Annotated in this window: 8 protein-coding genes; all 8 read left to right on the plus strand. The window is 70.6% G+C overall.

The features are described from left to right. Positions 1–31 precede the first annotated feature (31 nt). The 8 genes from HUA75_RS34225 to HUA75_RS34260 all read left to right on the plus strand — a co-directional run bounded on the left by HUA75_RS34225 (position 32) and on the right by HUA75_RS34260 (position 12,837). Complete coding sequence (locus HUA75_RS34225; protein ID WP_174488770.1) at positions 32–958, plus strand: isochorismatase family protein; 927 nt, start codon at positions 32–34, stop codon at positions 956–958. Positions 959–1,027: 69 nt separating this feature from the next. Next, positions 1,028–5,395, plus strand: coding sequence for a myxochelin non-ribosomal peptide synthetase MxcG (gene mxcG, locus HUA75_RS34230; RefSeq protein ID WP_174488771.1), 4,368 nt, complete (start codon positions 1,028–1,030; stop codon positions 5,393–5,395). Then, entirely contained in the window at positions 5,395–6,774 is a 1,380-nt protein-coding gene (locus HUA75_RS34235) for a class II 3-deoxy-7-phosphoheptulonate synthase (protein WP_174488772.1), read from the plus strand. The genes mxcG and HUA75_RS34235 overlap by 1 nt, the downstream gene beginning before the upstream one ends. 114 nt (positions 6,775–6,888) lie before the next feature. Next, entirely contained in the window at positions 6,889–9,444 is a 2,556-nt protein-coding gene (mxcH, locus tag HUA75_RS34240; protein WP_254627901.1) for a TonB-dependent siderophore myxochelin receptor MxcH, read from the plus strand. Positions 9,445–9,487: 43 nt separating this feature from the next. Further along, positions 9,488–10,738, plus strand: a complete 1,251-nt coding sequence (locus tag HUA75_RS34245) for a hypothetical protein (protein WP_174488774.1) — start codon at positions 9,488–9,490, stop codon at positions 10,736–10,738. A gap of 131 nt (positions 10,739–10,869) precedes the next feature. After that, the gene (locus tag HUA75_RS34250) at positions 10,870–11,559 is read left to right on the plus strand and encodes a MotA/TolQ/ExbB proton channel family protein (RefSeq protein ID WP_174488775.1); all 690 of its coding nucleotides are present in this window, start codon (positions 10,870–10,872) and stop codon (positions 11,557–11,559) included. Between the two features lie 2 nt (positions 11,560–11,561). Then, on the plus strand, positions 11,562–12,017 hold the full coding sequence (locus tag HUA75_RS34255) for a biopolymer transporter ExbD (protein WP_141646971.1): 456 nt from the start codon (positions 11,562–11,564) through the stop codon (positions 12,015–12,017). Further along, positions 12,004–12,837: a TonB family protein gene (locus tag HUA75_RS34260; protein ID WP_174488776.1), complete on the plus strand. Its 834-nt coding sequence runs from the start codon at positions 12,004–12,006 to the stop codon at positions 12,835–12,837. The genes HUA75_RS34255 and HUA75_RS34260 overlap by 14 nt, the downstream gene beginning before the upstream one ends.

The raw sequence follows: 12,837 nt of genomic DNA on the forward strand, positions 1-12,837 counted from the left end.
CCTCTCCTTCCTTCCAGAAAAGGACCCCCTCATGGCGCTCCCAGCCATCACCCCCTATCCGATGCCCGGTGCCGCCGACCTGCCGAAGAACAAGGTCGCGTGGACGCCCGACCCCAAGCGGGCCGTGATGCTCATCCACGACATGCAGCGCTACTTCGTGGAGGCCTTCACCCCCGGCCAGTCCCCCGTGACGGAGCTGGTGCCCAACATCCAGCGGCTTCGCGCGCACTGCCTCTCGCTGGGAATCCCCGTCGTCTACTCCGCGCAGCCGGGCGGCCAGACGCCGGAGCAGCGCGGCCTGCTGCTCGACTTCTGGGGTGGCGGCATCAACGGCGGTCCGCTCCAGAAGCAGATCATCGACGCGCTCACGCCGGGCGAAGGTGACGTCCAGCTCACCAAGTGGACCTACAGCGCGTTTCGTCGCACGGACCTGCTGGAGGTGATGCGCGCGCGCGGCAAGGACCAGCTCATCATCTGCGGCATCTACGCGCACATCGGCTGCCTCCAGACGGCCAGCGATGGCTTCATGAGCAACATCCAGCCCTTCCTGGTGGCGGATGCGCTGGGCGACTTCTCCCTGGCGCACCACCAGCTCGCGCTGAGCTACGCGTCGCAGCTCTGCGCCGTCACCACCACCACGCAGCAGGTCATCGACTCGCTGGGCCTGCCCGCCGTCAAGGGCGCTCCCGGACTGAGCCAGCACCAGGTGCGCGCGGATGTCGCGGAGCTGTTGCAGCAGTCGGTGATGGAGGTGAACGAGGATGCGAACCTGCTCGAGCAGGGCCTGGACTCCATCCGGCTGATGAGCCTGGTGGAGCGGTGGCGGAGCGCGGGCGCGGAGGTCACCTTCGTGGAGCTGGCGGAGCGGCCCACGCTCACCGAGTGGTACGTGCTCCTGCGCGCCATGCCCCTTCCGCCTCCTGACGCGAGCAGCGTCCAGGTGGCCCTCCACCGTTAAGCGCCGCCCACGGAAGCGAGGCTCCCCCCACCTCGCTCCATGCCGATGCCCTCTCTCGAAGGACCTGCGATGACCGAATCACACGACGCACGCTGGCCGCTCACCGCGGCCCAGCACGGAATCTGGGTCGGTCAACAGCTCGACCTCGCGAGCCCGATCTACAACGCCGGGGAGTGCATCGAGCTTCGTGGCGCCATCGTCCCCGAGCACTTCGAGGCCGCCGTCCGTCAGACGGTCGACGAGGCGGAGGCCCTCCACACGCGCTTCGAGTCCACCCAGGAAGGCTCCTCCCAACTGGTCAGCCCCCGCGTGGAGTGGGCGCTCCAGCACGTGGACGTGTCCACCGAAGCGGACCCGTGGGCCGCCGCCCAGGCGTGGATGAAGGAAGACCTGACGCGCACGGTGGACCTCACCCGAGGGCCGCTCTTCGCCCAGGTGCTCTTCAAGGCGGGGCCGGAGCGGTACTTCTGGTTCCAGCGCGTGCACCACATCGCCATGGATGGGTATGGGTTCTCGCTGCTCACCCGGCGCGTGGCGGACCTCTACACGTCTCGCGTGACGGGCAAGGCCGCGCCCGTGGGCTTCGGTCCCCTGCGCCCCGTGCTGGACGAGGACGCGGCCTATCGCGCCGGTCCCCAGTTCCAGAAGGACCGTGACTTCTGGGTCGGCCGCCTCGCGGACGCTCCGCTGCCGGTGACGCTGGCGCCGCCGGCCCCCATGTCCGCGTCGTTCGTTCGCTCCACCCGGATGCTCGCGGGCACCGACGTGGAGCGGATGCAGGCCGTGGCGAAGCAGCTCGGACTGACGTGGCCGGACCTGGTGCTCGCGGCGACGGCGGCCTGGATTCACCTGCGCACCGACGCGCCGGAGGTCGTGCTCGGACTTCCAGTGATGACACGGCTGGGCTCGGCCGCGCTGCGCGTGCCGTGCATGGCCATGAACATCGTGCCGCTGCGAGTGCCCGTCTCCCCCGGTGCCACCCTGGCCTCACTGGCCCGGCATGTCGCCGCGGAGATGCGCGCGTCCAGGCCCCACCTGCGCTACCGCTACGAGCAGCTTCGACGCGATCTGCGCCGCGTGGGTGGGCAGCGCAAGCTGTTCGGCCCCGTGGTCAACATCATGCCGTTCGACTACGGCGTGCGCTTCGCGGGCCTGCCCGGCATCGCGCACAACATCTCCGCGGGGCCCGTCGAGGACCTCTCCATCGGGATGTATGCCCGCTCGGACGGCGGTGGCCTGCGCGTCGACTTCGACGCGAACCCGGTCTGCTACGACGCGCGCGCCGTGGACTCCCATCAGCAGGAGTTCCTCCGGCACCTGGACACGTGGCTCGGCGCGCCCGAGCAGGCCGTTCGCGAGCAGGTCCTGTCGACCGGTGGCGACGCGTCGGTCCTGGATGGAGGCCCGCTCCCCGCGCCCGCCCATCCGGTGCTGGAGCTCATCGAACGCCAGTCCCGTGAGCAGCCGGACGTCATCGCCGTGGAGCATGGCGAGCACCGCCTGACGTACGGCGAGCTGTGGCGGGCCGCCGGGTCGCTCGCGGAGCGCCTCGTCGCCGAGGGCGTCCAGTCCGACACGCCCGTGGCGGTGAAGGTGCCGCGCGGAATCGACGCCATCGTCGCGTGGCTGGGCATCCTGCGCTCCGGCGCGGGCTACCTCCCGCTCGACCCCACTGGCCCCGCCTCCCGCTCGGCCGCCATCCTTGACGACGCCGCGCCCTCGCTGATGGTCCTCCCGTCGGAGACCGTCTCCGCCACGGACGCGAGCCCCCGCGCGGCCGGGCACCTGACCGTCCTGAAGCGCGACGTCGCCACGGAGACGGTCGCCCCTCGCGCCGAGGCTGAGCGGCTCGCGTACGTCGTCTACACCTCCGGTTCGACGGGCCAGCCCAACGGCGTGCAGATTCCTCACCAGGCGCTGGCACACTTCGTCGCGGGCGCCACGCACCGCTACGCCGTCACCCGCGAGGACCGCATCCTCCAGTTCGCGCCGCTGCACTTCGACGCGAGCGTGGAGGAAGTCTTCCTGGCGCTGACCTCGGGGGCGCGGCTGGTGCTGCGCACCGACGAGATGCTCCAGTCCGTGCCCCGGCTGCTCGAGTCCTGCGCGGCCCACGGCATCACCATCCTCGACCTGCCCACCGCGTTCTGGCACGAGCTGGCCTACGCCGTGTCCACGGGCGCGGCGCGGCTGCCGTCCTCCCTGCGCACCGTCATCATCGGTGGCGAGGCGGCCCTGCCAGAGCGCGTCGCCCGCTGGCGGGCCACCGTCGGTCCGAGCGTACAGCTGCTCAACACCTACGGCCCCACGGAGGCCACGGTGGTGGCGACGGTGGCGTCGCTCGCGGACGCCGGTGGTCCGGAGTCCGAGCGAGACGAGGTCCCCATCGGCCTGCCGCTTCCCGGCGTCCGCGCGGTGCTCGTGGATGCGCAAGGACGACTCGTCGCTCGGGGCGCGGAGGGCGAGCTGTGCCTCTTGGGTGGCGCGCTCGCGCGGGGCTATCTCGGCCGGCCGGAGCTGGACAAGGCTCGCTTCATCTCCCTGGCCGCGCTGCCCGGCCAGCCCCGCGCCTACCGCACCGGCGACAAGGCCCGGCTGCGGGAGGACGGACAGCTCGTGTTCGTCGGTCGCGTGGACGACGAGCTGAAGATCAGCGGACACCGAATCGACCCGGCCGAGGTGGAGACGGTGCTCCTGGGCCACCCCGGCGTGCGTGAGGCCGCGGTGGTCGGACAGGTGCTCCCCGGCGGCGCCCGCCGGCTCTGCGCGCACATCGTCGCGGAGGCCCCCGTGCCTTCCGCCGCCGATCTGCGCAAGCACCTGCTCGCGAACCTGCCCGCGCCCATGGTGCCGGGCGCCATCGTGTTCGCCGAGCGCCTGCCTCGCACCAGCACGGGGAAGATCGACCGCGCCGAGCTGCGCAAGGCCACCACCACCGACGCCTCCTCCACCGTGGCGCAGGCCACCACGGAGCTGGAGCGCGTGGTGCTCGGCATCTGGGAGGAGGTCCTCGGCGCCACGGGCCTCACCGCGCAGGACGACTTCTTCGACCGCGGGGGCCAGTCCCTCCAGAGCATCCAGGTGGCCAACCGCCTGGGCATCGCCCTGGGCCGGGAGGTCCCCGTCGCCACGGTGTTCCGCTACCCGACGGCCGCCGCGCTGGCCCAGGCGCTGGAGCACGGTGAGGCCACCGGCTCCGAAGCAAGCGGCCCGAGCACCACGATGCTCGCTGACTCGGAGCTGTCCGAGGACATCGTCCCCCGTCCGAGCACCACCGCGCCCCAGGGCGTGGGCGGCAGCTTCGAGACGCGCTTCCCGGAACCCCGTCAGGTGCTGCTCACGGGCGCCACGGGCTTCGTCGGCGCCCACCTGCTGGACCAGCTCCTGCGCCAGACGCGCGCCCGCGTGGTCTGCCTGGTCCGCGCCAGCGACGAGGCCCAGGCGATGGAGCGCATCCGCGCCGCGCTCACGTCCCAGCAGCTTCCGACGTCGGGCCTCGCCGAGCGGGTGCTCGCGCTGCCGTCGGACCTCACCCAGCCGATGCTCGGCCTGGACAGCGCGCGCTTCCACGGGCTGGCCGCGGAGTGCGACGTCATCCTGCACAACGCCGCCGTCGTGAGCGTCGTGCGCGAGTACGGCAGCGTCCAGGCCGTCAACGTCAAGGGCACGCGCGAGCTCTTGCGCCTGGCCGCCGCCGTGCGCCTCAAGCCCTTCCACTACGTGTCCACGCTGGCCGTGGCGCCCCAGGCGAACGTGAGCCCGGAGGTGCCCGAGGACTTCGTGCAGGCCCACCCCGGACTGCGTGACGGCTATCAGCAGAGCAAGTGGGTCGCGGAGCGACTGGTGCAGCACGCCTCCGAGCGCGGCCTGCCCGTCGCCGTCTACCGGCTGGGCCGCGTCGTCGGCGCGACGGACACCGCCATCGTCAATCCGCAAGATCTGGTCTGGCGCATCCTGCTCGCAGGCATTCCCTCCGGCTCGCTCCCGCTGCTCGACGTGGGAGAGACCTGGACCCCCGTGGACTACGTGGCGCGCGCCATCGTCAAGCTCTCCCGCGTCGCCACGCCCGGCACGGTGTTCAACGTGACGCCCGTGCCCGACGTGCGACTGCCGGACCTGTTCCGCTGGGTGGGCGAGTACGGCTACCCCGTGGACCTGCTCCCCATCCCCGCCTGGCGCGCCCGGGTCGCGGAGCGTGCCGGCACCGCGGACAACACCACCACCCTGGCCTTCTTCGACCTGCGCTCCGGTGACTCTGCGCCCGCGTTCGGCCTGGGCCCCATCCGCTGTCAGCGGTTGCATGAAGCCCTGGAGGGCACTGGCATCACCTGCCCCCAGGCGGATCGCGACCTCTTCTTCCGATACCTCGCCTGGTGCGTCACGCGCGGCCTGCTGCCCGCGACGCCCGGCTCCCCCAAGGAAACGGCCCCCTCGTGATGAACCGAACCTGGAATCCCGGCACCTGGCGGGAGAAGCCCGTGAAGTACATCCCGGATGACTATCCGGACATGCGCGCCCTCCACCGAGTGGAGGAAGAGCTGTCCCGACTCCCTCCGCTGGTCCACCCCTCGGAGACGCGGCGGCTCACCGCCTCGCTCGCGCAGGTGGCTCAGGGCAAGGCCATCCTGCTGCAAGGCGGAGACTGCGCGGAGAGCTTCAAGGAATTCACCACCGACAACATCCGCGACACCTTCCGGCTCATCCTCCAGATGGCCGTGGTGCTCACCTTCGCGGGCGGACGCCCCGTGGTGAAGGTCGGAAGAATCGCCGGCCAGTTCGCCAAGCCGCGCTCCAGCCCCGTGGAGACGCTCGACGGTGTCACCCTCCCCGCGTACCGGGGCGACATCATCAACGGCATGGACTTCGAGGCCGCCGAGCGAATCCCCGACCCCAAGCGGCTGCTCAAGGCCTACCACCAGTCCTCCGCCACGCTGAACCTGCTGCGCGCCTACTCGCAGAGCGGCTACGCGGACCTGTGCAACCTGCACCGCTGGACGCTCGACGGCGTCTCCGGCTCACCGCAGGGGGACCAGTACCGCAAGCTCGCGGACTCCATCTTCGAGTCCCTCTGCTTCATGAGCGCGCTGGCGCCGTCCCCGGAGTACACGGCCGCGCCCACGCCCACGCCCGTGGACCTCTTCACCAGCCACGAGGCCCTGCTCCTCAACTTCGAGGAGTCGATGACGCGCATGGAGCCCGGCTCCGGCCACTGGTTCGACGCCTCCGCCCACATGCTGTGGATTGGCGAGCGCACCCGCCAGCTCGACGGCGGCCACGTGGAGTTCATGCGCGGCATCCGTAACCCCATCGGCGTCAAGTGCGGGCCCACCATGGACCCCGACGACCTCCTGCGCCTGATGGACGCGCTCAACCCGGAGGCCATCCCCGGACGCCTCACGCTCATCGGCCGCTTCGGCTCCGACAAGGTCGCCGACTGCCTCCCGCGCCTGATGGCCGCCACCCGCCGCGACGGCCGCCCCGTCATCTGGTCCATCGACCCGATGCACGGCAACACCCACAAGGCCAGCAACGGCTACAAGACGCGCTCCTTCGACCGCATCCTCTCCGAGGTGAAGTCCTTCCTGGAGGTCGCCTCCTCCGAGGGCGTCCACCCGGGCGGCATCCATCTGGAGATGACCGGACAGAACGTCACCGAGTGCCTGGGAGGCCCGCTGGCCGTGACGGAGGACGACCTCCACAGCCGCTACCACACCCACTGCGACCCCCGCCTGAACGCGGACCAGGCACTCCAGCTCTCCTTCATGGTCGCGGAAAAGCTTCAGGCCCTGAAGACCCCCCACGCCAGGGCAGCCTGAGTCACCCATCAACCCTTGACAGCACTGGGTCTACAGGAATACACGGCCTCGCAAATGAAAATGAGAACCATTTTCATAATCCCCACTGGGCGCGGACGAGAGGTCGTTGGCCGGATGCGTTGGAGCGTGGCGGTGATGGTGTGGCTCGCGTTCGCCCTTCCGGCGCGAGCCCAGGTGGCCGGTGAGGCCCAGGTGCCGGCGGCGGCGGCGCAAGCCCCGGCGCCCGTGCCGGCCGTGGTGGCGCCGAAGCTGGTGACGTTCGTGGAGGCGCCCTACCCGGCCGAGGCGGAGCAGGCCCGGCTGGAAGCCACGGTGCGGTTGAAGCTGACGCTGGATGACCAGGGCGTCGTCACGGAGGCGGAGGTCCTCGAGCCCCAGGGACACGGGTTCGACGAGGCGGCGCGACAGGCCGCGCTGAGCTTCCGCTTCGAGCCGGCCCGGCGTGAGGGTGTCGCCGTCGCCTCGCGCATCGCCTACAGCTACGAGTTCCGCCTCCCCGTGGAGCCCGCCCCCGCTCCCGTGGTCGAGACGCCCGCTCCGGCTCCGACGCCCGCACCGGAGGCCGTGGCCCAGCCGCCCGCTCAGCCCGAAACGCCCGGGGTCACCGCGGCGCCGGTCGACGTGAGCCAGGAGGCCATCGACGTCACCGTCGAGGGTGAGTCCGTGGCCAACCGCCGGCGTCGCTCCGCCGAGGCGGTGAAGGTCATCGAGACGGAGAACCTCCAGCGCGAAGCCGTGGACATGGGCCAGGCGCTGGCGCGCAGCGAGGGTGTCGGCGTGCGCCGCGCGGGAGGCCTGGGCAGCCGGGCCCGCTTCTCCCTGGCGGGGCTCGCGGATGACCAGGTCCGCTTCTTCATCGACGGCGTGCCGCTGGAACTCGCGGGCTACGGCCCGGACTTCGCGAACGTCCCCGTCAATCTGGTGCAGCGCATGGAGGTGTACCAGGGCGTCGTGCCGGTGCGCTTCGGCGCGGACGCGCTGGGGGGCGCGGTGCAGATCGTCACCACCGAGAACCTCCAGGGCAGCGGGGCCTCCGCGTCCTACGAGATTGGCTCGTTCGAGACCCACCGCGTCGCCGCGAGCGCGCAGCACGTGGCCAGCGCCTCCGGCCTGTTCGTCCGAGCCAGCGGCTTCTTCGACTCCAGCCCCAATGACTACCGCGTCGACGTCCGGGTGGAGGACAGCTCGGGGAAGCTCAGCGACGCGCGGCTGCCGCGCTTCAATGATGCCTTCCGCGCGGGAGGCGGCGGCGTCGAGGTCGGCTTCCTGGACAAGCCCTGGGCACGGCGCCTCATCCTGCGTGGCTTCGCCTCCGCGTCCACCCAGGAGATCCAGCACGACACGACGATGAAGGTGCCCTACGGCGAGGTCGACTCGGGCAACCAGTCCGGCGGCGCCACGCTCCGCTTCGAGCACACCTATGACGGCGGCCTCATCGCCGATGCCGTCGGCGGCTATGTCTTCCGACAGGCGCGGCTGAGCGACCAGGGCCGCTGCGCCTACGACTGGTTCGGCCGGTGCGTCGCCGAGCTCCCGCAAGCCGGAGAGATGGAGAGCCGCGCCGTCGACCGTCATGTGGGGCAGCACACCGGCTTCGCGCGCATCAACCTGGGCTGGAGCTTCACCCCCAACCAGATGCTGCGGCTCGCGGTGTCGCCGACCTGGGTGAAGCGGACCGGTGAGGACCGCGCCCTCCGGAACACCGGACTGGTGGACCCGCTCAGCGCCCGCCGCGGCCTCTACACCCAGGTGACCGGGCTGGAGCACGAACTGGATGCCTTCGACGAGCGGCTGGAGAACATCGCCTTCGTGAAGAGCTACGTGCAACTGGCCCGCGCGGACCGGCTGAGCCCCGACAACAGCTTCATGCCCGTGGACCGGGACACCTTCACCTTCGGCGTCGGTGACTCGCTCCGCTACCGGCTGTCGTCCCTGTTCATCGCCAAGGCTTCCTACGAGTGGGCCACGCGCCTGCCCCGGCCCGACGAGCTGTTCGGCGATGGCATCCTCATCGACGCGAACCTGGAGCTGGATCCAGAGACCAGCCACAACCTCAACCTGGAGCTGGCGCTCGACACGCGCGAGACGCGGCACGGCTCGTTCCGGGGCGGCGTGATGGGCTTCGCGCGACTGGCGGACCAGCTCATCATTCCCCAGGGGCGCGAAGGCTACTTCACGTACCAGAACGTCTTCGCGGCCCGCGCCCTGGGCGGCACCGGCGCGGCCGGGTGGACGTCTCCGGAGCAGTACTTCTCGCTGGACGGCAACGTCACCTGGCAGGACGTCCGCAATGTCTCCAGCGAGGGGGCCTTTGGCATCTTCGAGGGGCAGCGGCTGCCCAACCGTCCGCACCTGCTGGCCAACGGCAGCGCCCGCTTCCAGTTGAGCGGCCTGGCCTCGTCACGCGACGAGCTGTCGCTGACCTGGCACACCCGGTACATCCACTCGTTCTACCGGGGCTGGGAGAAGCTGGGCACCCAGGATTCGAAGCAGGACATCGACGCGCAGCTCCTGCACTCGCTGGCCCTCACCTATGTCACCCGGACCGCGCGCGCGACCTTCAGTTGGACGGTCGACGTGCAGAACCTGACCGACGCCACCGCCATGGATTTCATGGGCGTTCAGCGTCCCGGCCGCAGCGTCTCCGCCAAGGTGGTCGCGGAGCTCTGAGTCACCAACACGCAGTCATCCTCTCCGAAAGGCTTTGCCCCCCATGAAGATTCGCTCGTTCTTCCCCCTGTCACGCATCACCGCCGCGGCGCTCGCGCTGTCGCTGTTCGCGGGCTGCAATGACGACGACAAGGATCCGGAGCCGACCCCCAACACCGGTCCCGTCTATGCCGCCATCACCCAGGTGAGCGTCGACGGTGAGTCGCAGAGCTACATCGTCCTGACCGACAAGGTCGACGTCACCACGCCGCTCGCCCTGGAGAATGCCATCGAGGTTCCGGGCCGCGCCCTGGGCTCTGGCATCGCGAAGAATGGCCTGCTGTACGTGAGCAGCAGCGAGGGCGCCGTCGTCACCCGCTACAAGCTCACCGCGGAAGGCAAGCTGGAGAAGGACAAGGACGCGCAGGGCCGTGACGCGGAGGTCAGCTTCCAGGGAAGCGGCGTCAGCTCCATCGGCGAGTACCAGCACCAGTTCCAGTACGTCTCGGAGACGAAGGCGTATTACATCGACGGTCGCTCCGGGAAGGTCATCGTCTGGAACCCCACCGCGATGACGGTCACCAGCGCCATCACCCTGACCGGGCTGACCATCGAGGGCGCGCTGAGCACCTTCGCGACGATGCCGGTGCGCGTCGGCAACAAGCTCATCATCCCCATCGGCTGGCGCCCGAGCGCGGGCATCGGCATCACCAAGCAGGCCGGCGTCGTCGTGGTGGACACGGTGGCCGACACGGCGACCATCGTGACGGATGACCGCTGCGGCTACGTGCGTGACGGCGTCGTCGGTCCGGACGGCCTGGTGTACCTGGCCACCGAGGCGTACGGCGCGGCCGTGTACCGCACGGCGGGCCCGGAGACCACGCCGGTGCCCTGCCTGCTGCGCTTCAACGCGACGACGCAGACCTATGACCGCGCGTTCTTCCGCAACCTGGCTGACCTGACCAACGGCAACGCCACGGGCTCCCTGCTGCGCGGCCCCAACGGCACCGCGTACCTGCGCGTCCTGGACGAGACCACCTACACCGTGGTTCCGGGCGTGCACCCCCGCCCCGTGGCCAGCGCCGTCGCGTGGAAGTTCTGGCAGCTCAACCTCAGCACCTTCACCGCGACGGAGGTCACCACCCTCCCCGTCTCCACGGGCAGCACGTTCCTGTACGACGTGACGGACAGCCGCACGCTCTTCACGGAGTTCACCAGCACCTCCACGACGAACTTCCGCGACCTGACCAGCCAGAACGGCGCGGTCGCCTTCAGCACGCAGGGCCTGGTCTTCTCCTTCCTGCAGCTGCGCTAGTCACTTTTTCATCCCATGGCGCCGGGTGCGGAGGTCGCATCCGGCGCCGTGGAGTCCTGCTTCAAGGCAACCCGTAGACAACGACGCGGCGATGACGAGCGGTCATCACGACGACGCCTGAGAGAGCGACCATGCACATCGTGGAAATCGTCAAGGATGTCTTCGTGCAGTGGGGTGCCAACTGGGTGCTCTGGCTGCTGTTCGCCCTCTCGCTGGTGAGCATTGGCATCATCATCGAGCGGTGGATTGTGTTCCGCACCAAGCAGGACCTGGTGCGCGAGCTGTCCGGCACGCTGGAGGAGACGCTGGCGAGCGGCGACTTCCCCTCGGCCATCTCCAAGCTGGAGAAGCGCACGTCCGTGGGCGCCACGGTGGCCCGCGCCGGGCTCCGGCTGGCGCCGCAGGGTATGACGGCGGCGGAGAAGGGCATGCAGAGCGCGCTCGCGATTGAGCGCTCCACGCTGGAGAACCGGCTGGCCTTCCTGGGCACGCTGGGCAACAACGCGCCCTTCATCGGGCTGTTCGGCACCGTCATCGGCGTGCTGCTCGCCTTCGAGGCGCTGAGCGAGACGACCGCGGGCGCGGTGGTGGGCAAGACGAGCCAGGTCGCCTCCAACGCGGTGATGGGCAGCATCGCCGAGGCCCTGGTCGCCACGGCCGTGGGCATCGGCGTGGCCCTGCCCGCCGTGGCCGCCTACAACTACTTCCAGCGGCGCATCGCGAGCATCCTCTCGGACGCCGAGGCCCTCACCAACCTGGTGCTGGCCTACGTCTCCGCCCGTGAGCGGGCGACGGCGCGCTCCTCCACCGGAGGCGCCTGACCATGGCGGGCGGAACGCAGCCCCGAGGCGGCCTGATAGAAGGCATCAACGTCACGCCGCTCGTGGACATCATGCTGGTGCTGCTCATCATCTTCATGGTGACCGCCCGGCTGGTGGACAGCCCCGCCGTGCCCCTGGATCTCCCCAAGGCCTCGCAGAGCGAGGACGTGCAGACGGTGTTCGCCGTCTCCATCACCGCCACGGGCCAGCTCCTGGTGAACGGCGAGGGAATCACCGAGGCCGCGCTGCGAGACAGCGCGCGACATGCCCTGGTGAAGGACCCGGAGCTGCGCGCGGTCATCCAGGCGGATGGCGCCGTGCCGCACCGGCAGGTCATCGCGGTGTTGGATCAGCTCAAGGAAGCCGGGCTCACGAAGGTGGCCTTCGGCACCGTGCGCCCCGCCGAGCCGGCGACGCCCGAGACCCCTGCGACGGAGGACGGGCGTGTCATCCCCTGACCCCACCGCGCGCCCCGACGCGAGCATCGCGAGCATCATCCTGGGCCCGCCGCCCGCGCGGCGGCGACACGGGCTCGTCTGGGCCATGGTGGCCACCGCGTCCCTGCACGGCGTCGCCGGCGTCGTCGCCTGGCAGGCCTGGCGCAAGGGTGAATCCCTGGCGCCCAGGGTCACCCAGAAGAAGCAGACGCTTCAAATCGACCACGTGGTGGACCTGAAGCCGCCCCCGCTGCCTCCCGAGCCCCCGCCGCCCGCGCCTCAGCGCGTCGCGAGGGCGGACCCGCCACCGCCGCGCGTGAAGACGCCCAGCCCCGCGCCTCGCGAGTCGTCACGTCCCACGCCCGCGGAGCCCGCGCAGGCCGGCGCCGTCATCGCCGCGAAGGAGCCGGCGGCCCCGCTCGACTTCACGGACTTCGAGATGACCAGCGGCAATGCGCCTCGCTACGCGGGAGGCGTGACGGCGTCCACGGGTCGCTCGGCGACGGCGGTCAACACCGTGCCGAGTGGAGAGACGCAGGGCCAGGGCACCGGAGGCAGCCGGGCCCGCTCCATCCAGCTCGCGGCGCGAAGCTGGAGCTGCCCCTGGCCGAAGGAAGCGGATGCGCTGCGCATCGATGACCAGCTCGTCGTGCTGCGCGTCGCCGTGGACGCCGACGGCGAGGTGACGTCGACGGAGCTGCTGTCAGACCCGGGACATGGCTTCGGCCAGGCGGCCCTGGCCTGTGCACGCAAGGCGCGCTTCGACACCGCGCTGGACCGCGAGGGCCGGCCCTACGCGGCGACCTCGCCACCGATTCGGGTGCGATTCGTCCGCCCCTAG

It is taken from the genome of Myxococcus sp. CA040A (assembly GCF_013336725.1).
Classification (GTDB): domain Bacteria; phylum Myxococcota; class Myxococcia; order Myxococcales; family Myxococcaceae; genus Myxococcus; species Myxococcus llanfairpwllgwyngyllgogerychwyrndrobwllllantysiliogogogochensis.

Excerpts from the sequence above, each read along its gene's own strand:
- HUA75_RS34225 (WP_174488770.1), top strand. The coding sequence starts at position 32 with ATGGCGCTCCCAGCCATCACCCCCTATCCGATGCCCGGTGCCGCCGAC.
- mxcG (WP_174488771.1), top strand. The coding sequence starts at position 1,028 with ATGACCGAATCACACGACGCACGCTGGCCGCTCACCGCGGCCCAGCAC.
- HUA75_RS34235 (WP_174488772.1), top strand. The coding sequence starts at position 5,395 with ATGAACCGAACCTGGAATCCCGGCACCTGGCGGGAGAAGCCCGTGAAG.
- mxcH (WP_254627901.1), top strand. The coding sequence starts at position 6,889 with ATGCGTTGGAGCGTGGCGGTGATGGTGTGGCTCGCGTTCGCCCTTCCG.
- HUA75_RS34245 (WP_174488774.1), top strand. The coding sequence starts at position 9,488 with ATGAAGATTCGCTCGTTCTTCCCCCTGTCACGCATCACCGCCGCGGCG.
- HUA75_RS34250 (WP_174488775.1), top strand. The coding sequence starts at position 10,870 with ATGCACATCGTGGAAATCGTCAAGGATGTCTTCGTGCAGTGGGGTGCC.
- HUA75_RS34255 (WP_141646971.1), top strand. The coding sequence starts at position 11,562 with ATGGCGGGCGGAACGCAGCCCCGAGGCGGCCTGATAGAAGGCATCAAC.